Below are 23,966 nucleotides of genomic sequence, written 5' to 3'. Positions count from 1 at the left end.
CCTTTGCCACAATGTGGTGTTAATCCGGAAATTAAAGAGCGATACATGGTAAAAGCAAAAGGTTTGGGTGCAGGACTGGATGCCCTGCTTGGTTCCGGTAGCGATATTACCGGAGGGGATCGTTTAACAACAGTAGCAGTTACAGATATTATTCCCGGGCGTTATCAGCCACGAACCCAGATTGATGATGAAGGGTTACAGGAACTGGCTGATTCAATTCGTGCTCAGGGCGTTATTCAGCCAGTAATCGTACGTGAAATGGGGCTGCATCAGTACGAACTTATCGCTGGTGAGCGTCGCTGGCGTGCTGCTCAGCTTGCCGGGTTGCAGGAAATACCTGTAGTCATCAAAAGCATTACCGATGAAGCTGCGCTGGCAATGGGGCTGATTGAAAATATCCAGCGGCAGAACCTGAATCCTATCGAAGAAGCCCAGGGGTTGAAACGTCTGGTAGATGAATTCGGACTTACACATGATACAGTAGCCAAAGCAGTCGGTCGCAGCCGCAGCAGTATTTCTAACAGTCTCCGTTTACTTAATCTTCCTCAACCGGTTCAGGATCTGATGTATGGCCGTCAGCTGGAAATGGGACATGCCAGAGCTTTATTAACTCTGCCGGTAATCCAACAGATTGACCTGGCACAGAAAGCGGTACAAAATGGCTGGTCAGTACGGGAAGTTGAACGTCGCTGTCAGCAAATTCAGGCCAAACCGGAGACTGCCAAACGTCATCCGGCAGAAAAAAGCAGTGAAGTTCAACAAATAGAAGCGGCGCTTGAGCAGCGTTTTTCTGTGCCTGTGCAGGTACAAAGTAAAAATCAGCGCAGCGGCCGGATTATTCTGCAATTTGATAATCCGGAAACTTTAAGTCATTTATTACAGAAACTAGGACTAGAATAATTCATGCAAACAGAAATTAACTGTGGCAAAATTGTTTAGTTGGGTTATCAGTTTAAGCAATTTTGTAGAAATATATAGAAAAATTAATTAATTAGGTGTAGTTAATTTAACAAAATTTCACAAAATTACTTGACGATATTGTATTAGTTGATTATATTATCGCAGCTTACCGAAGTGTTTTTCAGGGTAACAGAATGAAGTGGATCATGTTTTGGCAAACAGTCATGTTGTTTGCCGCAGTTTGCGTGTCCGCGTGGTTGTGGAATTATTCTGCTATCTGGTCAGCAGTATTGGGTGGGTTGAGTTACCTGATACCTACATTACTGGCGATATTAACTATTATTGCTGCAAAAAAATTACCGGCGCTATTACCTGCAACACTGTTAATGGCCGAGATTAGCAAAATTCTGATGATATGCCTGATGATGTTGCTGGTGTATGTATGCTATTCCGCTGTTAACTGGTTTGCTTTCCTGACAGGACTAATACTGGTCAGTCAGGCTGGATTGTTCACATTTAGAAAAAGATTGTTATTATGAGCGGCACAGAGATGACTCCGGGCGAATATATTAGCCATCACTTAATTAATTACACCCAGAAATCACCAGATTATCAGACAAATATGGTTGATTTCTCATTTCTCAATCTGGATACACTATTCTTTTCCATTCTGACCGGTGTAATCGCTTCTGCTATCTTGTTTATAGCAGCCAGACGTATGAAAGCAGATGTGCCAACCCGTTTTCAGGCTGCAATTGAGCTGCTAATTGAATTCGTTAGTGGTATCTGCAAAGATATGATTCATAACGAGAAATCTCGTAAGATTATTGCTCCTCTGGGGCTGACTGTATTCATGTGGATTCTCTTCATGAATATCATGGATTTATTGCCGGTGGATTTACTGCCATGGGCATGGCAGCATGCTACCGGTGATCATCATGCTTATCTGCGTGTAGTGCCTACCGCCGATCTGAATACCACCATGGCCATGGCTATTTCAGTCTTGTTTTTATGTATTGTTTATAATATTAAAATCAAGGGGCTGGGTGGCTGGATTCATGAATTATTCAGTGCGCCGTTCGGTAACAAAGTTTGGTTGTTTATCCCAAACTTTCTGATGAATATTATTGAGTTTTTCTCCAAAACCCTTTCACATGGTATGCGACTGTTCGGTAACATGTATGCCGGTGAAATTCTGTTTATGGTTATTGCCTTAATGGGTGGTGCATGGGGTATGTCCGGTGCCGCCGGTGTCAGTGATGTTGTGCTGTTTATCCTGCAGATAATTGCAGGTCTGGCATGGGCTATATTCCATATTCTGGTAATCGCCCTGCAGGCCTATCTCTTTATGGTACTGACTTTTGTTTATCTGGGTCAGGCTCACGATTCCCATTAAGGGTCAGTTTATTTGTTGTAGTATTCTCTTTTCTTTATATTTAAGGAGTTAAGTAAATGGGTGGTTTAATCGCTATCGCTTGTGGTCTGATGATTGGTATTTCTGCAATGGGTGCCTCTATCGGTATTGGTATGCTGGGTGCAAAATACATGGAATCTTCTGCCCGTCAGCCTGAATTAATGAACTCATTGCTGGGTAAATTCTTCATTATCATGGGTATGATTGATGCTGCGTTCATTATCTCCCTGGGCGTATCATTCTTATACTTTGCCAAAATTGGCGGCTGATAAACTTGGATTTGCTGGTTGTTAACTGTTTTAATTAATAAACACAAATTCTAAAGGTTTAATCGTGAATATCAATGCAACCCTAATTGCACAAGTACTCGTTTTTGTCATGTTTGTGCTATTTACGATGAAATTCGTATGGCCACCCATTGTCAAAGTACTTGATGCCCGTGCCGACAAAATTGCCGAAGGTTTGGCCGCTGCCGAACGCGGGAAAAACGATTTTGCTCAGGCGGAAAAACGCGTTGCTGATATCTTAGCCGAGGGTCGCAGTCAGGTCTCCGAAATGGTGGCCAATGCGGAAAAGCGTGCCGCGCAGATTGTTGAAGATGCCAAAACGCAGGCATCAGAAGAAGCTGCCCGTATCATGGCTCAGGCAAAAGCTGATGTTGAGCAGGAAGCCAACAGAGCCCGTGAAGCACTGCGTCAGCAGGTAGCTGATTTGGTTGTTAAAGGTGCCGAATCTATCCTGCGCAGCGAAGTTAATCCTTCACGTCACGCTGATTTACTGGCGAACCTGAAACAGGAGCTGTAATCCCATGGCTGAGTTCGCAACCATAGCCAGACCATATGCAAAGGCATTATTCAGTCTGGCACAAGAACAGAATCAAATTGAGTCTTGGTTGGACGAACTGAAAACACTGGCTGAAATTATTCTGCAACCTAAAGTGCAGTTACTGATTGACGAGCCTGAATGCGAATACACAGAAAAGGCAAAACAAATCCTGTCATTAGTGGATTTTACGCCGGCTGATGAATTAAAAAATTTCATCTTTCTGTTAGCGCAGAACAAACGCTTAACAGTTTTGCCAGAAATTTATACGTTATTCCAAGACTATGCTTTGTCCCTAAACGACATAAAAGAGGCCACTGTATATACGGCTTATCCCATTGACGAACAACAATTTACACAAGTCGTTTTAGATATGGAAGCCCATTTCAAAAGCCGGTTGAAAGCGCGTCAGGTGGTTGCCCCGGAATTGATTGGTGGCGTAAAAGTAGAAGTTGGTGACCAAGTATTGGATTTGTCGGTGCAAGGCAGATTAAACAGCCTGCATACGGCATTGATGAATTAGGAGAGTTTTCATGCAGCTTAATCCTGCTGAAATTAGCGATTTGATTAAAGCTAAAATCGCAAACCTGAACGTTGATTCAGAATTACGTACCCGCGGTACTGTAATGTCTGTAACTGACGGGATTGTGCGCGTTCACGGCTTATCAGACGTGATGCAAGGTGAAATGCTCGAGTTTCCCGGCAATACATTTGGTCTCGCCATGAACCTGGAGCGCGATTCTGTAGGTGCCGTGATTCTGGGTGAATCAGAACATATTAAGGAAGGTGACGAAGTTACCTGTACCGGCCGAATTCTGGAAGTACCGGTTGGCCGTGAACTGATTGGTCGCGTAGTTGATGCACTTGGCCGCCCGATCGATGGCAAAGGTCCGATTAATACTACACACACCGCTCCGGTAGAAAAAATTGCTCCCGGGGTGATTGCGCGTCAGTCTGTAGATCAGCCAATGCAAACCGGTTTGAAAGCCATTGACTCAATGGTACCGATTGGTCGTGGTCAGCGTGAGCTGATTATTGGTGACCGTCAGACTGGTAAAACAGCCGTGGCACTTGATGCCATTGTTAACCAGAAAGATACCGGTGTTATCTGTATCTATGTTGCTATCGGTCAGAAAGCTTCTTCCATTGCCAGTGTAGTACGTAAACTGGAAGAACATGGTGCCATGGATCACACCATCATTATTGCTGCCACTGCATCAGAAGCAGCTGCACTGCAATATATTGCGCCATATGCCGGTTGCAGTATGGGTGAATATTTCCGTGATAACGGCGAAGATGCGCTGATTGTATACGATGACCTGTCTAAACAGGCTGTGGCGTATCGTCAGATTTCCCTGCTTTTGCGTCGTCCGCCAGGCCGTGAAGCTTATCCGGGTGATGTATTCTATCTGCATTCACGTCTGCTGGAACGCGCTTCCCGCATTAATGCACATGAGGTAGAAGAACTGACCAAAGGTGCCGTTAAAGGTAAAACCGGTTCTCTGACTGCTTTGCCAATTATTGAAACTCAGGCCGGTGACGTATCTGCATTCGTACCTACTAATGTAATTTCGATTACAGACGGTCAGATATTCCTGGAAACAGACCTGTTTAACTCTGGTATTCGTCCTGCTATCAATGCCGGTATTTCAGTATCCCGTGTAGGTGGTGCAGCACAGACTAAAGTCATTAAAAAGCTGGGCGGCGGTATTCGTCTGGCACTGGCACAGTACCGTGAACTGGCTGCATTCTCGCAATTTGCTTCTGATCTGGATGAAGCTACCCGTAAACAGCTGCGTCATGGTGAAGTTGTGACGGAACTGATGAAACAGAAGCAGTTCAGTACACTAAGCACAGGTGAAATGGCGCTGACACTGTGGGCGATTAATAACGGCTCTTATGATGATGTGCCGGTATCAAAAGCATTGGCCTTTGAAGCAGAATTTTTAAGCTATGTGCGTACCCAGTGTCCGAATGTGTTACAGGACATTGATACAACCGGCGCTTTGAGCGATGATAATGCCAAAGCATTGGACAACGCCATGAAGACCTTCAAATCGTCTTACAGCTTTGCGTAAGCGTGTTATTGAAAGGAGTCTGAAATGGCAGTAGGAAAAGAGATTCTCACCAGAATTCGCAGTGTTCAGAATACTCAAAAGATCACTAAAGCGATGCAGATGGTGTCAACCTCTAAAATGCGGAAGACTCAGGAACGGATGCGTCAGGCGCGTCCGTATGCCGATAAAATTCGTCTGGTGATGAGCCATCTGGCACAAACACACTCTACTCATAACGTACCTTTATTGCGCAGTAATAATGACAGCAAGCGTGTTGGCTTTATTGTTATTACCACAGATAAAGGCTTGTGCGGCGGATTGAATGCAAATATTTTAAAAGCATTCTTTCATAAGGTGCAGGAATGTGAGCAGAATGGTCTGGATGCAGAGATTGTGTGTCTGGGCGGTAAAGGGCTGGCAGCCTGTAACCGTGTAGGTTTGAATGTCATTGCCAGTGCTGTGGGTTTGGGTGATACACCTAAAGTAGCTACATTATTAGGTCCGTTAACGGAAATTTTCCAGCGCTATGCCGAAGGTAAATTGGATGCTATTTATCTGGTTTATGCCGGTTTTATCAATACTATGCGTCAGGAAGCACGTCTGGAAACCCTGTTGCCGATTGGTCAGAATGTTCTGGATGAAGTATCTGAAAGCAAAGAGTTCGGCTGGGAATATGTATACGAACCATCACCACAGCAGGTGCTGGAATTTTTAGTCCGCCGTTATTTAGAGTCTGTGGTTTATCAGGCCTTATCTGAAAATATGGCTGCCGAACAGGCTGCACGTATGGTAGCGATGAAAGCTGCTACTGATAATGCAAGCAATGCCATTAAAGAATTGCGTCTGATATATAACAAATCGCGTCAGGCAGCGATTACCACAGAGTTGTCAGAAATTGTGGCCGGTGCTGCTGCTGTTTAAGCAGCACAGGTCAAATAAACTTAGGATGCGATAATGAGCCAAGGCAAAATCGTACAAATCATTGGTGCGGTAGTGGACGTTGAATTTCCGCATGATTCTATCCCCAATGTGTATGACGCTCTTAAACTGGTTGATACTGATTTAACTCTGGAAGTTGAACAGTTACTGGGTGATGGTATTGTACGTACCATTCCGATGGGTACTTCTGATGGTCTGAAACGCGGTATGGCCGTAATCAATACCGGTGCTCCGATTACCGTACCAGTAGGTACAGCGACTCTGGGCCGGATTATGGACGTTTTGGGTCACCCGGTAGATGAAGCAGGAGAAATCAAAACCGATACTACCCGTTCTATTCATCAGCAGGCACCGAAATTTGATGAACTTTCCAGCTCTACTGAATTGCTGGAAACCGGCATCAAGGTGATTGATTTGCTGTGCCCGTTTGCTAAAGGCGGTAAAGTTGGTCTGTTCGGTGGTGCCGGTGTGGGTAAAACCGTCAACATGATGGAACTGATTAATAATATTGCTAAAGCACACAGTGGTTTGTCTGTGTTTGCCGGCGTTGGTGAACGTACCCGTGAAGGTAACGACTTTTATCACGAGATGAAAGATTCCAACGTACTGGATAAAGTAGCGATGGTGTATGGTCAGATGAATGAGCCACCGGGTAACCGTCTGCGTGTGGCATTAACCGGGCTGACCATGGCGGAATATTTCCGTGATGAAAAAGATGAAAATGGTAAAGGTCGCGATGTATTGCTGTTCATCGATAACATTTACCGTTACACACTGGCCGGTACTGAAGTATCTGCATTATTAGGACGTATGCCGTCTGCTGTGGGTTATCAGCCGACACTGGCTGAAGAGATGGGACGCTTACAGGAGCGTATTGCTTCCACTAAAACTGGTTCTATCACGTCTATTCAGGCCGTATATGTACCTGCGGATGACTTGACTGACCCGTCTCCGGCTACTACTTTTGCCCACTTGGATGCTACAGTCGTGCTGAGCCGTGATATTGCCTCTTTAGGTATTTATCCTGCTGTAGATCCGCTGGATTCCACTTCCCGTCAGCTTGATCCTGCTGTAATCGGTCAGGAACATTATGATGTTGCACGCGGTGTACAGACTACTCTGCAAAAATACAAAGAATTAAACGATATTATTGCAATTCTGGGTATGGATGAATTGTCTGATGAAGACAAGCTGACTGTAAACCGTGCGCGTAAAATTCAGCGCTTTTTGTCACAGCCTTTCCACGTAGCGGAAGTATTTACCGGTGCGCCGGGTAAATATGTATCTCTGCGTGATACTATTGCCGGCTTTAAGGCTATTCTGAGCGGTGAATATGATCACTTGCCGGAACAGGCTTTCTACATGGTAGGCAATATCGAAGAAGCTGCTGAAAAAGCGAAAACCCTAAACTAAGGAGCACTTGATGAGTACCATGCAAGTGGAAGTGGTGAGCAATGAAGAAAGCATCTACTCCGGAGAAGCAAGTTTTGTAGTCGTGCCTACTCTGGAAGGTGAGCTTGGTATTTATCCTCGCCATGAACCCATTATGAGCCTGGTGCGTCCTGGTGCCCTGCGTTTGACAGTGCCTGGCCAGAAAGAAGAAATTCTTGTAGCCGTATCAGGTGGTGTCCTGGAAGTACAGCCGGATAAGCTTACGCTGTTGGCGGACGTGGCCGTTCGCAGTGAAGAAATGGATCAGCAGCGTGCCGAAGAGGCTAAAAAAGCAGCAGAATCAGGTATACATGAAGCCAAAGATGATGTTTCTCTGGTAAAAGCACATGTGGCTTTAGCTGCGGCAATTGCCCAACTGAAAACGCTGGACTACTTGCGCACGCATCGAAAATAAACAACTTTGATGGCAATCAATCTATAACTATCTGATTGCCTGACTGAGATGTTGAAAAGCCCGGACAATTTGTCCGGGCTTTTTATATCTGCACAGATTCAATCGAATGTTATCAACAATGAATTCATTAGATATACATCATTTAGTTGTTTAATGGTATCTGATTATGCTGAATATTTTATTGCATACAGGCAACTATGCTATATATGAAGAAAAAATATAAATGATCGTGATTCACTCCGTATCAGCTCACGTAATAAGAGTGTAATATCGGCTCAAACAGATGAATATTACACTCTTGTTGGTAAATTACATTTAACTTCTATGCTTGTTTAGTCGGATAAATAGTTAATTCACTAATATTGGTATCTTCAGGTTGTTCAATAGCAAAATTTACTACGCGCGCAATGGCGTCAGGGCTGATGCCTACCTGTTTATAGAGTTCAGTCATACTTTGTAAAACAGCAGTATCGGTAATGCTTTGTAAAAGCTCGGTATTGATTGCAGCCGGATATAGGGTAGTGGTGCGAATATTGGTTTGTTCGGTTGCACTTTCCTGCCGGATCACTTCCATCAGATTGCGTACAGCAAATTTGGTGGCTCCATAAACACCACAACCCATAAAGCTTTTGATACCGGCTATAGAAGAGGTGGTAATAATATGTCCCGATTTTTGTTTAGTAAAAATCGGCATCACTGCAGCTATACCGTTTAGCACACCTTTCAGATTAATATCAATCATGTCATTCCACTGTTGAGTTTGAACGGCACTGATTGGTGAGTTAGGCATGATTCCGGCGTTATTGAATATCACATCAACGCCCTGAAAATGTTTTTGTGCCAGTTCGACCAGTGTCTGCAGTTGTTCCGGTTGGCGCACATCTGTAACCTGATAAACTGCCTGACCGCCAGATTGAGTAATTTCCTGTTGCAATAATTGCAGTTGCTGTTCACGGCGTGCTGCCAGAACAACTTTAGCTCCGTTCCGAGCCAGTAAGCGGGCTGTTGCCGCACCAATACCGGATGATGCACCGGTAATAATAACAACCTTATTCTGAACACTCATATTTATTCCTTTGCAGATTGTAAAATTGAACATTACCGGCAGAAAATTTAATAAACCGGCATTTACTGTCTTCAAACAAATCAGAATAGTTTGCAAATAAGTCTATAATCTGACAATTAATTTGTTTGATATGATCATTATTGCACAGATTACTTTTTAGTATCGTGATATATTTCTTTAGCCAGATTAAATGCTGACCATGCTTTGGGCCAGCCAACATAAAAAGCCAGATGAGTGATAATCTCAACGATTTCAGTTTCAGTAATACCGTTTTGTCGTCCGATGTTTAAATGCGCGCGTAACTGCTCAAAGTTACCGGCACTGATCAGTGCGGCAATAGTAATCATACTACGCTGGTGCGCTGGTAATTGCTGTTCGCGAGACCACACCTCTCCAAATAGTACATCATCATTAAAATGTGCAAACTGGGGGGCAAAATCACCTAATAAATCATGGCCTGCTGTCTGTTTTTTCATGGTTTTCTCCTATAGATTAAAAAAATCAGTTAAAGATTGTTGTAATCACTGCTGTCTACCGGTTCCAGCCATTCACTTTGACCTTTAGTAATGGCTATATGGCTGAACCAGCTGTCTTTAGTGGCACCATGCCAGTGTTTGACTCCGGCATGAATGATTACCGAATCCCCTGGATTTAGCAGTCGCGCTGGTTTATCTGCTTCCTGATACCAGCCTTGTCCTGCTGTAACAAGCAGAATCTGATAGCCATGCAGATGTTTATGCCAGTGATTATGGCAGCCCGGCTCAAAAGTAACATTGCTAACATCGACATCTATTTGTTCATCGATAGCGGCTAAGTTACATAAATAGCTTTGGCCGATAAAATATTGTGCATAATTAATATTAATCTTGCCTTGCGGAAAGATCTGTTTGAATACTGTAGACATGGCTAACTCCTGTTGTTATCAGTATTTGAGTATAAAACTTAAAGTTAACTTTAACTCAAGAGTTATTTTGTATTGAACCAGAACCATCAACTTTAGATATAGTTTTAATTATGCAAAGATTAAAGTTATAAGATTGTAGATTTAGTTTTAGAAGTATAGCAGTTGTTTCAAGAATATCTATCTTCATCATAGATGTAACGAAAAATATGCTTTTTAAATATATTTGGTGCCGCGAATTTCTTATTCTTTGAGATTTTGTCTACTATCTATTTTGACCATTCGGACTGATTTATTATATTGATAGGTTTGCTTAATCTTTTACTCAAAAGGCGTAGTATTCGATTTTCGAAGCAGTTGTAAGGTTTTTTCAAATCCAAACTATGTAAATCCAATTTATTATTAAATGGAAGAGTCAAAAGAGAAGCCGGATTATCAATTAATAAGTATTTAGCAAACGGATGAACATATATAAAACCCACATCATAATCACTACTTGGTAAAGGAAATCACTAAGTGAGGCTGCCAGATTCGCAGACAAAATAATTTTGATATTATTTTACTGCTCTAATGCAGTCAGTTCTGTTTAATACGGTTTTGCCTATGTAATAAACATCTCTGTTAATTAATTTTATAAAGATTGTTTTAAGAATAAGGCTATCAATCATTGTGTTAAGTTAATAACGTGATGATTCTGTGTTTAGTTTTTTCATCAGGTTCAATAATTGCCAGTTCTTGGATTGCGATTTTAATTCTTTCTGACCAAAATGACTGATCCCAAGCTTCTATAGTATTTAATGCTGTATTGCGGTTTTGTATTACCGGACTATTCAAGCCGATTAATATTAAATCTTCTCCAACACCGGGAAAATGATTGAGTTCTTGTAAAATCAAATCTAATAAATTATGTGTGTCAATTTCTGTTTCATATTCATGGATCAATTCTGGGCCTGTTGCGATTTTAGCAAAATCATATTGTTGATTAGCTAATTGAATAACTTGCTTTATTCTCGGTAATGAATCACTTAGTAGTAAATAAGGCCACTGATCGCTATGATAATTTTTTTGATGTTCAAAATGTGCTTCCCATGCATCAAAGCCATATTGTGTATAAAGGTTTGCAGCCAGCTGAAATTGTTGCGTATCATTAGTTGTCAGCGTATTTTTAAGCAAGTCTAACCATTTATCCTGCTTAATAACCTCATTTGCTTTGTTGATTATTTGATTTTTGATTTGCGTATCCCAGTTAGGATAATAATGGTTTACTTTATTAACCACAAAATCGTGTAATAACCAAACGGTTCGTAATATTTTCAGATCCGTTAAATTTGGTAGATTGAGTAAATGAGTTAAATAATTTAGACAGACTTTAGCACCAGCAGCATAGTTATGCATATCCTGAGTGGGTCCGCCGTTTATCAGCGCTTCAATAATTTCACTTGTGGAGCTGATTAATTCACTATCAATGGTTTCATGCGCTAAAGCTTTATCTAATTCACCTGACATTGCACAGGTATAAGCAAGATATTCATTCATCAAACTATTTCGATAGCCGGATCTTAGTAACCAGTCTTTTGTTGATGATGATAAGGGATATGTTACTAATCGATAAATGATATGGATACGCCCCCAACCATCAATTTTTTTTGCTAATGTCAGCAAGGCATTTTCAATATCGGTTTCAGATGATAGTGTATTTTGTAATGCGCCAGCAGAATATAATGAAAATTCTTCATGCATACCAAATAACAAAAATAATTCTGTTTGTTCGGTAGTAAAACATCCTAATATGGCAATACTGAATTTAATGATTTCACGATCCGGACTATTAAGTGCTAGCCAATAAATAAATTCGTATAATTTATCAAAATCAATAATGAGTTTAAGTATTTCCTCAGTTAAATCTTCAATATAACTTAAGGTTCGTCCTGTTTGGACTAGGGTGTAAAGTGTTTCAATATCGGATTGATTAGGTTGCGCAGTTATTTTGGTGAGTAATGCTAAAATTTTTTCTACACAACTTTGTTCTGCAGAGGCACTATGATAATTTGTAATTCCATCCCTCATTCTTGTTGCCTGTTTTATTTTTCTACTATCTAAGGAGTGATCAGGCAGAATTTTGGCCGTTTCGGGAAGTTTATCCGCGTTTTGATAAGGGAGTAAAAACTGATAAATACTGGTTTTATGGTTATCCCATACCAATGGAAAGTGTTGGCAATTAATATTATTCAGGTATTCCATTATTTTTCAGATTTTTAATATTTTAGAGTTTTATGTATGGTGTTAATCTCTGGTAAAAATTAAGTACGGTTACCAGTACTGTCTGATTTTGCTGTAGTGGTTTGATTATACCTTAGCAATATATTAAGCATATGCTTTCCTGTATTATTATCTGAATATCTATTTCAAATTATATTTTTTATTCATTATCAAAGTTTTATTACTATTTTTATACAGATTGATTCTTTATTTTACGCATTAAAAGGGTTAGGCAAGCAAGTTATTGCTCAGTCTGTTTGTTTTGCCTGATTTGCTATTACTTAGTTTTTAATATGAAATGATATTTTAAGTTGTTTGAGCTTTATTTTAGTGATGGGAATAAGAATGACAGAGTCACAACAATACAGTATCCGTGCTTTTGCGGATATATTCGGATTAACGCCGGCAACTGTCCGGTATTATGAAAGTCTTGGGCTGATTTCTCCGCAGCGCTCTGTCAATCAGCGTCGTTTCTATACCGAAAAGGACGTTGATTGGATGCGTTTTATTTTGCATCTGAAAAATACCGGTATGAGTATGGAACAGCTTCAGCAGTATGTGTTGCTGCGCAGTCAGGGTGATGTAACTATTGCTGAGCGGCTGGAGTTGTTGTTACAGACCCGTGATGATTTTTTGCAACAGCAGGCAAAACTGCAAAAACATCTGCAGATTTTGAATGACAAGATTGAATGGTATCAGCGACGGCAGCAGGGTCTTTTATCTGAGCAGGTGAGTTTTGCTGAATATTTAATCAGCAACGGCCATAGTCTGTAATACTGTGCTCTGTCTGGCTAAAGTGCAGGCTGTACTGTAAACTGAAATTCGGATGTGTTCGGATAAGCTAATTTTTATTTATATTTAGTAATCAAACAACCAAGGGAAATAAAATGAAAAAATACTGATTATTGTAGCGCATTCTGATATTGAACATTCTTTAGTCAATAAACGCTGGATTGAAGAAGTAAAAAATTTTCCGGAAAAATTACGGTGCATGAGCTGTATCAGTCTTATCCGGACGGTAAGATTGATGTGGAGAAAGAGCAGGTTTTGGTAGAGGTATATGGTAGTCTGATCTGGCAATTTCCGGTTTACTGGTTTAACTGCACGCCACTAATGAAACAGTGGTTTGATGATGTTTTAACCTACGGATGGGCATATGGTTCCCGCGGGACTCAGCTTAAAGATCGAAAAATCGGTTTGGCTGTTTCTATGGGAAGTTTGGAACAGGATTATCAGGCACCTTACGATTTAACAGCAGTTCTGCGTCCGTATGAAATGACTATACATTATGTTAAAGCAAATTATCAGGGTGCATTTTCTTTGTTTGGCGCTAATACAGATGCTTCATTAGTAACCATTACTCCGCAGGCAATCAATCAAATTGCTGCTGATTATATTAAGTTTCTAAACACATTTTAAAGTATGCTGAACCATGAACAGGGTTATTAGTTGGTTTCATCTGTACAAATTAGTTTTTCACTGTATCTGTATGTGAAGTTAATAATTTGTTCGTTTACTGGAGGTATTATGTATGAATAATATTGCTTACCGTTCTAATATCAAACCCGAACTCGAAGAAACGCTGAATCTTTACCGAAATTGCAGCCTGGGGGAGCGGCGTCCGATTACGGATAAATCCCGTTTCCAGTCTATGCTGAATAATGCAAATTTAATTATTACAGCATGGGACGGACAGAAGTTGGTAGGTATTGCGCGCTGTTTAACTGATTTTGTTTATATTACTTATCTGGCTGATTTGGCTGTTGATGAGCACTATCAAAAGCAGGGTATTGGTAAGCAGTTGATTCGGGAAATTCAGAAAAATACTGGAGAGAATGCCGGAATTGTTTTAATTGCTGCGCCACAGGCTGTCGATTATTATGGTCATATCGGTTTTACTGCTCATACATCTGCATGGGTTTTAAAGAAACCGTTATGATAGTAAATACAGTTCGTTGCTATTGATTATTCTTCTGTCGTGCCGGGTGCCGGACAAGCAGGTTTGGCAACAACAGCGTTTTTCAGATATAAGTGTAGTGGCGGTATCATGATGAATTGGCAGATAATCACAAAATAAGGGCAGGGCTGTGGGCAGATCCCTGTTTTGCTCCTGAAGGTGATATTGGTATTTACCAGCAAGTTAATAACTTAGTATGGTTTCAATCAACAGAGAAAAAAAGTAAGTACGGCCATCTATTCTGACTATTCATGTGAATAGTCAGAATAGATGGGTTTAATGATTTGTGCGGATAAATGATTTATTTAACTTCGCTACCTTCAAATTCTAATCTTTTATCGTTAACAGAAACGAGATCTGCTAATTCATAAACATTACGATAGCCATATCCGTATAGATTAATAAAGGTAGGTATATTAAGGGCTAAACTGATCTTATCACGATAAGATGGCAGTCCGTTCAGGTCTGTTGGTGTTACTGCCATTTTACTGGCAAAGTTTTCCTGGTCATCTATAAAATTATTATTGCAATAAATGAGAATGGTTGTATTTTTATCTGGAATTAATCTGTATAGGCTAATCTGATTATAGTCGGAGAAATTCAGATGAATAGCCCCTTTCAAATGTTTTCTGTCATACATTTCTTTAGATCTGGAGTCCAAAATAATGGTTTTTGAATTTTTGGATTTGGCCAAAAATTGGTTTAAAGGAAGAAGTCTTTTAGCTCTGTATCGTTTTACTTCTTCGGCTAATTTCATGTAACCATCAAAATCAATTTTGCTGCTGACTGATTTATCCTGAGCTATAAAATAATTCGATAAACGATCAACTTCAGCTTTATTAACTCTGGTAGTGGTTTTTGCAGTAGCAGGTAATGCTAATGTAATTAATATCGCTAAGCTTGATGTAAGAAAATAGTGTTTTATCAGATTATTCTTTTTCATTTATTGCTCCCTTTAAGTAAAAAACAAAATATTGAACATAATAAACAAACCAAAAGGCTTATGTGTTCTTATATGCCTGTTTGTTGATTTATGTAAAATATATGGTTTTGTTGATTCGGGTAGTGCAAATAATTATAAATAAGTTATCTATATTTAGTTAAAAAATAAAAATATGAAATGGTTGATAAATAAAGAATGTAGTAAAGAAAATAGCGGTTAATTATTCGTATAAGTATCAAATTTTTATGTGTTATCCGCTTTGGTGCAATTAATCTGACGATCCTGTTGGCAGGAGAGGAATGAGCTGGCTAAATCAGCACAGCAGCCACAACAAGTGGCTACACCAAGTTGAGCCTGTAAATCAGTGAGACTTGAGGCGCCGGCAGCAACAGTTTCTTTTATCTGGCGATCTGTAATGGCATTGCACAGACAAACATACATGTTTTGTCCTTTGTGTGTGTTTGGTTTCTTTTGTGGATAAAGATGATAGTGGATTTCATTATTATTATCAAGTAGTGGATTTTATGCTGTCTGAAAGCTTATTATGTTTATACCGGTAAAAATAAAGCCGACTGGGAAAGTCGGCTTTATGCTTTTAAATGTCGGAATTAAGCTTCTGGTGTTTCCAGTATATCTACTTCGTTATCGCTGTTTTCTTCTGCTTCAGCAATACGTTCCAGGCTGACCAGTTTTTCACCTTCATCCAGATTAATCAGTTTAACACCGGCAGCGGCACGACCAGTGGAACGGATCTGATCAACTTTGGTACGAATCAGTACACCGCCACTGGTAATCAGCATCAGGTCGTCGCTATCGGCTACGAGTGTAGCGGCTACCAGGTCACCATTACGTTCACCGGTATCGATGGCAATTACGCCCTGAGTACCACGGCCGGAACGCCGGTAGTCATCAACAGCAGTGCGTTTACCAAAGCCGTTGGCTGTGGCGGTCAGTACCAGTTTGTCGCTATCTTCTTCAGCATCATAGGCCAGCAGGCTGATTACCTGATTATTTTCAGCCAGTTTCATGCCGCGTACGCCGCGGGCACTACGCCCCATCGGACGAACATTGTCTTCACTGAAACGTACTGCTTTACCACCATTGGAAAACAGCATGATGTCGTGTTTACCGGCAGTTTTAACCGCACCAATCAGATGGTCACCTTCATCCAGTCCGAGGGCGATAATGCCGGCTGAGCGTGGACGTGAAAAATCGATTAGTGAGGTTTTCTTAACGATACCCTGTTCAGTACACATAAAGACGTATTCATTTTCGCTGAATTCACGTACTGGCAGAATGGTGTTAATTTTTTCACCTTCTTCAAGCTGAATCAGGTTGTTAACCGGCCGCCCACGGCTGTTGCGGCCGCCTTCAGGCAGTTTGTATACTTTAATCCAGTGGCACTTACCCAAACTGGTGAAACACAGCAGGTAGTCGTGTGTATTGGCGATAAACAGAGTTTCAATAAAGTCTTCATCTTTGGTGGCAGTTGCCTGTTTACCACGACCACCTCGCCGTTGTGCCTGATAGTCATCTGCCTGCTGGGTTTTAATATAGCCGCCGTGAGTCAGTGTAACCACCATGTCACGTTTCGGTATCAGGTCTTCATCGGCAATGTCGCCACCAAAAGTGTTGATTTCGCTGCGACGTTCATCCCCGAATTGTTGCTGGATGGCAGTCAGCTCATCATGAATAATCTGGTTGATACGAGCCGGTTTGGCAAGAATATCAAGTAAGTCGATAATATTATCAAGAATAGTTTTGTATTCATCGACAATTTTATCCTGTTCCAAACCGGTAAGACGTTGCAGGCGCATTTCTAGAATGGCCTGTGCCTGCGCGTCGGAGAGGAAATAGCCGTCAGCACTCAGACCGGTATTTTCCGGTAAATTCTGTGGCTTGATTAATTTTGCATCAATATCGCTGCGTACGAGCATGTTTTTAACCAGATCAGGACGCCATGCCCGTGAGGTTAAAGCGATTTTGGCTTCTGAAGGGGTAGGAGATGATTTAATCAGGGCAATGATTTCATCGACATTAGACAGAGCTACTGCCAGACCTTCGAGCAGGTGACCGCGTTCACGTGCTTTACGCAGGTTAAACATGGTACGCCGGGTAACAACTTCGCGACGGTGACGCAGAAATTCATTCAGAATCTGTTTCAGGTTCAGCAGGCGCGGCTGACCGTCTACCAGAGCCACCATATTGATGCCGAAACTGTCCTGAAGCTGAGTTAATTTATACAGCTGATTAAGAACAACTTCGGTATTTTCATTGCGTTTGAGCTCGATAACCACACGCATGCCGGATCTGTCCGACTCGTCGCGCAGGTCTGAAATACCTTCGAGAATTTTATTGCGTACCAGTTCGCCGATTTTTTCGACTAGTCTGGCTTTATTTACCTGATACGGAATTTCATCAATGATGATTGCTTCGCGTTCATCATGATGTCCGATAGGTTCGATATGGGTTTTACCACGAATAATGACGCGACCGCGACCGGTACGATAACCTTCACGCACGCCTGAAAGTCCGTAAATAATACCGCCAGTCGGAAAATCCGGGGCAGGAATCAGATCGATAAGCTCGTCAATACTGAGATTTTCATTAGCCAGCAGGGCTTTGGCACCGCCTATCACTTCGTTAATATTGTGCGGCGGAATGTTGGTAGCCATACCGACGGCAATACCGGAAGAACCATTAATCAGTAATGTCGGAATACGTGTTGGCAATACCGCTGGCTCTTGTTCTTTGCCGTCATAATTCGGGACAAAGTCAACAGTTTCCTGTTCGATATCAGCCATTAGCTCATGCGCAATTCTTGTCATGCGGATTTCGGTATACCGCATAGCAGCTGCACTGTCGCCATCAACGGAACCGAAATTACCCTGTCCGTCGACCAGCAGATAACGTATGGAAAAATCCTGCGCCAGACGTACGATAGTATCGTAAACTGCTATATCGCCGTGCGGATGGTATTTACCAATAACATCGCCGACAATGCGCGCAGATTTTTTGTAAGGCCGGTTCCAGTCGTTATTCGCTTCGTTCATTGCATATAGCACACGACGATGAACCGGTTTTAGCCCATCGCGTACATCAGGAAGGGCACGTCCTACAATCACGCTCATGGCGTAATCCAGATAGGAACTGCGCATTTCATCTTCAAGTGATACTGCTATGGTTTCTTTGGCAAAAAGTGCATCAGACATAATGGCTTTACTACTTTAGAGAGCATGGTTTATTTTACCATAATGGTGATTAGTTTCTGATTATTTTTCATGACGCAGATGATCTGGCATAAAAAACCTTGTTGTTAAAGGGGTTAAAGATATGCCCACAATATTTGTGGATAAATCTGTGGAAAATGAAAGATGAGCAGGCATAATTGCCTATAAATCAAGACTTGCATGTGCTTGCTTAAAAAATAAGCCCGAAAATAAAATAGTTTAAAAACAATTAGTTAAAAAAATAAATTGCATACGTGTGACTATTTTTGCTTTTTATAGGGTTCAGTATGCGCTGCTTAATTCATGTGGATAAAATCAGTTTGTCAAGTTTGTTTTATGGTTGACAAAAGGATAAATAGTGAGAATGTGTGAGTAAATTGTGCTGTGTGTAAGGAAATTTTAATGCATGTTTTAAATTTACCTGAAACTATGCTGTCGGATGAGTCTATGGCAGAGGCTTGGGTATTTGTACGGGTAATTGATAATTATGGTGATGCGGGCGTAGGCTGGCGGCTAAGCTGTCTGCTGGCTGAATATATGCACATGCATGTGCGTTTGTGGATTGACGATACTGATGCACTTAATAAGTTAGTGCCGGCATCGGAACAACAGACACAGATTACTATCGAAGCATGGCAGAGCGATGCCATAATGCAGCAACAGCTGTCTGCTGCTGCCGATCCGATACTGGTAATAGAAACGTTTGGTTGCGAGCTCCCGCCTCAGGTACTGGAGAGAATGAGGCAGTGCCGGCCATTGTGGCTGAACTGGGAGTATCTGACCGCCGAAGACTGGGCGGTAGGTTTACATGCTATGTCATCGTTGCAGCCTAATGGTCTGGAAAAATATTTCTGGTTTATGGGTATTGATGCGGACAGTGGCGGTTTGTTACGGGAACCGGATTATCTGGCTGAGCGGGAAAAATTCAGACAACAGCCGAAGCTTCAGCAAGCATTCAGGCAGGAATATGGTTTGCCGTTACAGCATACAGGGCAGTTATGGCTGGTATTTGCTTACACTTCCGGTCAGTGGGCACAATGGATGGCTATGTGGCAGCAGGCGGATACGTCGGTAACGTTGTGGCTTGCCGGCGGACAGGTCATTGAAAGTTTACGTGCGACAAAATTAATTGCACCGGAGGAGCTACAGCAGGAAGGGGATATCTGTGAGCTGGGGAACGTGACGCTGGTACGTATTCCGTTTGTGCCACAGGCGGCCTTTGACCGTTTGCTGTGGCTGGCAGATGCGGCTATTGTGCGCGGTGAAGACAGCCTTGTCCGGGCATTATGGGCAGGATTACCGTTTTTCTGGCATATTTACCGTCAGGATGATGATGTCCATCTGCAAAAGCTGCATGCATTCTGGTTTAAGGTGATGCAAGGCTGGCCGGCAGAGCTCAGACAGGCATTTACTGTTTTGTCGGATGATCTGAACGGAGCAGGGGCTATGAGTTCGTTAAAACGTGAACAGGCTTGGCAGTATTTGTGCGCGCATTGGCAAAGTTGGGTAAAATCAGCCGCTGCGTGGTCAGAAATGCTGCATGGGCAGGACAATGCGCTGGAAAAACTAGCCAGATTCAGCCATCTTCCGCTAAAATAATATACTTATTATTTGCTGAACATTTTTGGAAGTTAGATTAAAGATGAAAACCGCACAAGAATTGCGCCCGGGTAATGTATTTATGGTGGGCAATGATCCGATGGTGGTGCAGAAGTCCGAATACAATAAATCCGGTCGTAATGCTGCCGTGGTAAAAATGAAATTGAAAAACCTGCTGACTGGTGCTGCTACAGAAACGGTTTATAAAGCCGATGAAAAATTTGATGTGGTAGTGCTGGATCGCAAACAGTGCACTTACAGCTATTTTGCTGATCCGATGTATGTTTTCATGGATGATGAATTCAATCAGTATGAAGTGGAAGCAGAAAACATCGGCGATGCCATCAAGTTTATTGTAGACGGCATGGAAGAAAAATGCGAAGTAACGTTCTATGACGGCCGCGCTATTTCTGTAGAACTGCCTACTATTATCGTGCGTGAAGTGGAATATACTGAACCGGCAGTAAAAGGTGACACTTCTGGCAAAGTAATGAAAAATGCACGTTTGGTAGGTGGTGCCGAAATTCAGGTAGCTGCTTATATTGAAAATGGCGATAAAGTGGAAATTGATTCACGTACTTTTGAATTCCGTAAACGCGCTTAATTGATTTTCTTGCTGGCAGGCTGTCTGAATGATTTCAGGCAGCCTGTTTTATTGTTGGCATCGCAGCAGTAAACTGCCTGATAAATGTGATGATCTACGGTATTTTGTTGTTTGTATTGTTTAATTTTGTAGGTGAAACATGTTGTTTGAACTGAATCAGCACGGCCGGGGCGAGTTGCTGGCTGAATGTCGCAGATTGCTGCGGCTGGCGTTGCCGATTCTTATTGCACAGGTAGCGCAGGTAGGTGTAGGCGTAGTCGATACTGTAATGGCCGGTCATGCCAGTGCCAACGACCTGGCCGGCGTGGCTCTGGGTTCGAATGTATTTATTACGCTGTATATTACTTTTCTGGGAGTGATGACGGCATTACAGCCAATACTGGCACAGTTATACGGTGCCGGTAAAACAACGGAAATCGGAGAGCAGGGACGACAGGGAATATGGTTCGGACTGTTTCTCGGTGTTCTGGGTATGCTGTTGCTGTGGGCAATGATTATACCAATGCAGCACTGGCTGAATATGGGTGCATATGTGGATGCAGTATTTGGTCAGTTTGTGTTCTATATTGCACTGGGTATGCCGGCAGCGATGATTCACCGGGCATTTTATGCTTTTGCCTCTTCTTTAAACCGCCCCAAACCTATTATGGTGGTGAGTCTGATTGCACTATTGCTGAATATTCCGCTTAATTATATTTTTGTCTACGGAAAATTCGGGATGCCGCAGATGGGAGGAGCCGGCTGTGGTCTGGCCTCAGCTATCTGTTTCTGGCTGAATGCCATTGCATTAGGCATATATATTATACGGCAGCGGTATTTTGCACCTTTTGCTTTGTTCGCGCGCTTTGAGTGGCCGCGCTGGCGTACACAGGCTTCTTTGTTGCGTCTGGGTATTCCGATCGGAATGTCGTTTTTTCTGGAAGTGAGCCTGTTTACTTTTATTAGTTTGCTGATTGCCCGTTTCGGGGTCACTCAGGTGGCAGCGCAACAGGTAGTAATCAGTATTACTTCTTTAATTTATATGTTGCCGCAAAGTGTGGGCATTGCGCTGGCTGTATGTGTGGGTCAGGCAGTCGGAGCACGTAACTGGCAGCGTGCCCGCTTTGTTTCCGGAGTAGGGTTATGTATGGGTCTGCTTGGTGCCTGCTTTACCGGGATCATGCTGCTGCTGTTCCGGCATTTCTGGGTAGGCTTATATACAGCTGATCAGGAAGTGATTTTATTGGGCGGTACGCTGTTGATTTTTGCAGCAGTTTTCCAGTTGTCTGATGCTACACAGACAATTGCTTCCTATGCCTTGCGCGGCTATAAGCTGACTAAGATTCCGATGGTGATTCATGCATTCAGTTTCTGGGGTCTGGGTCTGGGTTTCGGCTGTCTGTTTGGTTTGTATTTCGGTATGGCACTTTATGGTTTCTGGCTGGCTCTGGTGCTGGCATTGACAGGTGCGGCTGTGGCTCTGGTGTGGTATCTGCACCGGAAAAGTGAAAAATTTATGCTGACAGATGCAGAAGGCAAATCATGATAAGTGTGATTGAACATGCAGATTTACAGCCGCTAAATACTTTTGCTCTGCCGGTACGGGCACGCTGGCTGGTCACATTAACGAATACTGAACAGTTGCCGGATATTCTGGCACTGCCTCAGTTTGAACGGCAAAGTGTGCTGTGGCTGGGTGGTGGGAGTAATATTCTGTTTTGTGCGGATTATCCGGCACTGGTGGTGCGTATGGCCAATCGTGGTATCAGGCTGGTGGCTGATGATGGTGAACAGGTTATCGTAGAAGCTGCGGCCGGTGAAAACTGGCATGAATTTGTTCAGTACACGCTGGAACAGGGCTGGTGTGGCCTGGAAAATCTGAGTCTGATTCCGGGTACAGTAGGGGCGGCACCTGTACAGAATATCGGCGCTTATGGTGTTGAAGTACAATCCTGTATTGAGGCTGTACAATGTTTTGATCTTGAAAATCAGCAACTGTGCTGGCTTAGTCGGAATGAATGCAGCTTTGCTTACCGGGACAGTGTATTTAAGCATGAACGGCAAGGGCGTTATGTCATTGTGGCGGTACGGTTTGTATTATCCCGCAGTTTTACACCGCAACTGCATTATGGTGATTTAGCTCAGGTGGCCACAGAGCTGGCACAGGGACAAGCCCTAACTGCCAGTATCGTTGCACAGGCAGTGTGTCGTATCCGCCAGCAGAAGCTGCCTGATCCGCGAGTGCTTGGCAGTGCCGGCAGTTTTTTTAAAAATCCTGTTGTGGCGGCTGAACTGGCAGAAAGCCTATTAAAACAATATCCGGCTTTGCCACATTATCCACAGCCTGACGGGCAGGTAAAGCTGGCAGCAGGCTGGATGATAGACCAGTGCGGCCTGAAAGGTTATCAGCTTGGCGGTGCGGCAGTTCATGAACAGCAGGCTTTGGTACTGGTTAATAAAAAACAGGCCAGCGCGGCCGATGTAGTTGCTCTGGCTAAATATGTTCGTAACTGTGTAGCACAGCATTTTCAGGTATTGCTCGAACCGGAACCGGTCTGGCTGCCGGAAGTTTTGCCGCATGCGGCTGATTAAGAGAATAATCTGTATGCTTTGCTTGGTGATAAACTGCATAATCAGAAAGAAATTAATATGGTGAAAGAATCACGCCCCAATACGTATAACCGCATTATTGATGCCAGTCTGAAACTGTTTAATGAAGAGGGTGAACGCAACATCAGTACTAATCATATTGCTTCTTTTCTGGGCATCAGTCCGGGCAATCTTTATTATCATTTTCGTAATAAAGATGAAATTATTATGCAGTTATTCAAGCGCTACAGTGAGAAATTGCTGTGTTATCTGCAGCAGGTCAGTCCGCCACAGGACACAGAAGCGATTAAGAACTATATGCTTGGTGTTTATGATGTAATGTGGCAATACCGTTTTTTATTCAGTGATTTAAATGCAATGCTTTCACGCAGTGCCGAATTATTGGGTGAACACAATAATTTCACCCGGGTTCGTGTATCACCACTACTGCAAAATCTCTTGCAGCAACTGACTGATATTGGTTTTATACAAACAGACGAAGTTGCCCGCAAGGAAATGGCAGTGAATATCTGGCTGATAACCAAATACTGGTGTGATTATGACAGTGCCTTATATGAACGCAAACTGACTGAAGCTTCTAAATTTCGTGGTACCCACCAGACTCTGACTCTGTTACGACCTTATGTTACCCCTGCCTACCGGGAAGAATTCAGTCGCATGATGAATGATTTGCGTAATCAGGTGTGAAAATAAAAATAAATAAAAGTGGTTTAGCTTAAACAGAATTTTTAATGCGATATTTTTTATCAGTATTTCATTTGCTCAAGTTAAGAAACTATACTATTTCTGCACGCATATTTATAAATTTGCACTGATTAATACGGCAATCAATTGGTCAGT

At 42.4% G+C, this 23,966-nt stretch carries 25 protein-coding genes and 1 pseudogene; 18 read left to right on the top strand and 8 right to left on the bottom strand.

Annotated features, from left to right (window positions below; genetic code table 11):
- Nucleotides 1-45: 45 nt before the first annotated feature.
- The 10 genes from H3T84_RS07295 (at nt 46) to H3T84_RS07250 (ending at nt 7,978) form a co-directional block, all read left to right on the top strand.
- The gene (locus H3T84_RS07295; RefSeq protein ID WP_084548191.1) at nt 46-900 is read left to right on the top strand and encodes a ParB/RepB/Spo0J family partition protein; all 855 of its coding nucleotides are present in this window, start codon (nt 46-48) and stop codon (nt 898-900) included.
- A 206-nt stretch (nt 901-1,106) separates the two neighbouring features.
- Complete coding sequence (locus H3T84_RS07290; RefSeq protein WP_172338527.1) at nt 1,107-1,439, top strand: ATP synthase subunit I; 333 nt, start codon at nt 1,107-1,109, stop codon at nt 1,437-1,439.
- A complete protein-coding gene (gene atpB / locus H3T84_RS07285) occupies nt 1,436-2,296 on the top strand; it encodes a F0F1 ATP synthase subunit A (protein WP_025331628.1) in 861 nt (286 codons plus the stop codon). The genes H3T84_RS07290 and atpB overlap by 4 nt, the downstream gene beginning before the upstream one ends.
- A gap of 56 nt (nt 2,297-2,352) precedes the next feature.
- Entirely contained in the window at nt 2,353-2,583 is a 231-nt protein-coding gene (atpE, locus tag H3T84_RS07280) for a F0F1 ATP synthase subunit C (protein ID WP_025331627.1), read from the top strand.
- Between the two features lie 64 nt (nt 2,584-2,647).
- On the top strand, nt 2,648-3,118 hold the full coding sequence (locus H3T84_RS07275) for a F0F1 ATP synthase subunit B (RefSeq protein WP_025331626.1): 471 nt from the start codon (nt 2,648-2,650) through the stop codon (nt 3,116-3,118).
- Between the two features lie 4 nt (nt 3,119-3,122).
- The gene (locus H3T84_RS07270; protein ID WP_078475494.1) at nt 3,123-3,659 is read left to right on the top strand and encodes a F0F1 ATP synthase subunit delta; all 537 of its coding nucleotides are present in this window, start codon (nt 3,123-3,125) and stop codon (nt 3,657-3,659) included.
- A gap of 10 nt (nt 3,660-3,669) precedes the next feature.
- Entirely contained in the window at nt 3,670-5,214 is a 1,545-nt protein-coding gene (gene atpA, locus H3T84_RS07265) for a F0F1 ATP synthase subunit alpha (RefSeq protein WP_025331624.1), read from the top strand.
- A 24-nt stretch (nt 5,215-5,238) separates the two neighbouring features.
- Nucleotides 5,239-6,114, top strand: coding sequence for a F0F1 ATP synthase subunit gamma (atpG, locus tag H3T84_RS07260; protein WP_025331623.1), 876 nt, complete (start codon nt 5,239-5,241; stop codon nt 6,112-6,114).
- Nucleotides 6,115-6,147: 33 nt separating this feature from the next.
- A complete protein-coding gene (atpD, locus tag H3T84_RS07255; RefSeq protein WP_084548194.1) occupies nt 6,148-7,545 on the top strand; it encodes a F0F1 ATP synthase subunit beta in 1,398 nt (465 codons plus the stop codon).
- A 10-nt stretch (nt 7,546-7,555) separates the two neighbouring features.
- Nucleotides 7,556-7,978: a F0F1 ATP synthase subunit epsilon gene (locus tag H3T84_RS07250; protein ID WP_041881260.1), complete on the top strand. Its 423-nt coding sequence runs from the start codon at nt 7,556-7,558 to the stop codon at nt 7,976-7,978.
- A gap of 322 nt (nt 7,979-8,300) precedes the next feature.
- Here H3T84_RS07250 and H3T84_RS07245 read toward each other — a convergent pair whose 3' ends face one another.
- The 5 genes and pseudogenes from H3T84_RS07245 to H3T84_RS07225 all read right to left on the bottom strand — a co-directional run bounded on the left by H3T84_RS07245 (nt 8,301) and on the right by H3T84_RS07225 (nt 12,186).
- The gene (locus H3T84_RS07245) at nt 8,301-9,044 is read right to left on the bottom strand and encodes an SDR family oxidoreductase (RefSeq protein WP_084565262.1); all 744 of its coding nucleotides are present in this window, start codon (nt 9,042-9,044) and stop codon (nt 8,301-8,303) included.
- Between the two features lie 149 nt (nt 9,045-9,193).
- Entirely contained in the window at nt 9,194-9,520 is a 327-nt protein-coding gene (locus H3T84_RS07240) for a carboxymuconolactone decarboxylase family protein (protein WP_084548196.1), read from the bottom strand.
- 29 nt (nt 9,521-9,549) lie between these two features.
- Nucleotides 9,550-9,948: a cupin domain-containing protein gene (locus H3T84_RS07235; protein ID WP_198218714.1), complete on the bottom strand. Its 399-nt coding sequence runs from the start codon at nt 9,946-9,948 to the stop codon at nt 9,550-9,552.
- Nucleotides 9,949-10,214: 266 nt separating this feature from the next.
- Nucleotides 10,215-10,442, bottom strand: a pseudogene (locus tag H3T84_RS12470) (DNA polymerase beta superfamily protein); the annotation flags it as partial.
- Between the two features lie 175 nt (nt 10,443-10,617).
- A complete protein-coding gene (locus H3T84_RS07225) occupies nt 10,618-12,186 on the bottom strand; it encodes a hypothetical protein (protein ID WP_198218712.1) in 1,569 nt (522 codons plus the stop codon).
- Nucleotides 12,187-12,549: 363 nt separating this feature from the next.
- On the opposite strand from H3T84_RS07225, the gene H3T84_RS07220 reads away from it, so the two are divergent.
- From H3T84_RS07220 to H3T84_RS07210, 3 genes are all read left to right on the top strand, one after another.
- Nucleotides 12,550-12,978: a MerR family transcriptional regulator gene (locus H3T84_RS07220; RefSeq protein WP_025331616.1), complete on the top strand. Its 429-nt coding sequence runs from the start codon at nt 12,550-12,552 to the stop codon at nt 12,976-12,978.
- Nucleotides 12,979-13,185: 207 nt separating this feature from the next.
- Nucleotides 13,186-13,623, top strand: coding sequence for an NAD(P)H-dependent oxidoreductase (locus H3T84_RS07215; protein WP_370524081.1), 438 nt, complete (start codon nt 13,186-13,188; stop codon nt 13,621-13,623).
- 112 nt (nt 13,624-13,735) lie between these two features.
- Nucleotides 13,736-14,143, top strand: coding sequence for a GNAT family N-acetyltransferase (locus H3T84_RS07210; protein WP_174834228.1), 408 nt, complete (start codon nt 13,736-13,738; stop codon nt 14,141-14,143).
- A gap of 319 nt (nt 14,144-14,462) precedes the next feature.
- Here the strand turns inward: H3T84_RS07210 and H3T84_RS07205 are convergent, their stop codons facing one another.
- The 3 genes from H3T84_RS07205 to gyrA all read right to left on the bottom strand — a co-directional run bounded on the left by H3T84_RS07205 (nt 14,463) and on the right by gyrA (nt 18,316).
- Nucleotides 14,463-15,104 carry a rhodanese-like domain-containing protein gene (locus H3T84_RS07205; RefSeq protein ID WP_198218710.1) on the bottom strand — a complete coding sequence of 214 codons (642 nt, stop codon included), beginning with the start codon at nt 15,102-15,104 and terminating at the stop codon, nt 14,463-14,465.
- Between the two features lie 243 nt (nt 15,105-15,347).
- The gene (locus H3T84_RS07200) at nt 15,348-15,545 is read right to left on the bottom strand and encodes a (2Fe-2S)-binding protein (RefSeq protein ID WP_025331613.1); all 198 of its coding nucleotides are present in this window, start codon (nt 15,543-15,545) and stop codon (nt 15,348-15,350) included.
- Between the two features lie 167 nt (nt 15,546-15,712).
- Nucleotides 15,713-18,316 carry a DNA gyrase subunit A gene (gyrA, locus tag H3T84_RS07195; RefSeq protein WP_198218709.1) on the bottom strand — a complete coding sequence of 868 codons (2,604 nt, stop codon included), beginning with the start codon at nt 18,314-18,316 and terminating at the stop codon, nt 15,713-15,715.
- A gap of 420 nt (nt 18,317-18,736) precedes the next feature.
- Here gyrA and earP point away from each other — a divergent pair, with 420 nt between their 5' ends.
- The 5 genes from earP (at nt 18,737) to H3T84_RS07170 (ending at nt 23,813) form a co-directional block, all read left to right on the top strand.
- Nucleotides 18,737-19,933, top strand: a complete 1,197-nt coding sequence (gene earP / locus H3T84_RS07190; protein WP_232346143.1) for an elongation factor P maturation arginine rhamnosyltransferase EarP — start codon at nt 18,737-18,739, stop codon at nt 19,931-19,933.
- Between the two features lie 43 nt (nt 19,934-19,976).
- Nucleotides 19,977-20,537: an elongation factor P gene (gene efp, locus H3T84_RS07185; protein WP_025331610.1), complete on the top strand. Its 561-nt coding sequence runs from the start codon at nt 19,977-19,979 to the stop codon at nt 20,535-20,537.
- 139 nt (nt 20,538-20,676) lie between these two features.
- Complete coding sequence (locus tag H3T84_RS07180) at nt 20,677-22,062, top strand: MATE family efflux transporter (RefSeq protein ID WP_025331609.1); 1,386 nt, start codon at nt 20,677-20,679, stop codon at nt 22,060-22,062.
- Nucleotides 22,059-23,108 carry a UDP-N-acetylmuramate dehydrogenase gene (gene murB / locus H3T84_RS07175; protein WP_198218708.1) on the top strand — a complete coding sequence of 350 codons (1,050 nt, stop codon included), beginning with the start codon at nt 22,059-22,061 and terminating at the stop codon, nt 23,106-23,108. The genes H3T84_RS07180 and murB overlap by 4 nt, the downstream gene beginning before the upstream one ends.
- 51 nt (nt 23,109-23,159) lie before the next feature.
- Nucleotides 23,160-23,813, top strand: coding sequence for a TetR/AcrR family transcriptional regulator (locus H3T84_RS07170; protein WP_100126139.1), 654 nt, complete (start codon nt 23,160-23,162; stop codon nt 23,811-23,813).
- Nucleotides 23,814-23,966: the final 153 nt, after the last annotated feature.

The organism is Snodgrassella sp. M0110 (assembly GCF_016101465.1).
GTDB classification, from domain to species: domain Bacteria; phylum Pseudomonadota; class Gammaproteobacteria; order Burkholderiales; family Neisseriaceae; genus Snodgrassella; species Snodgrassella alvi.
This window is presented reverse-complemented; position numbering and strand designations above follow the sequence as displayed.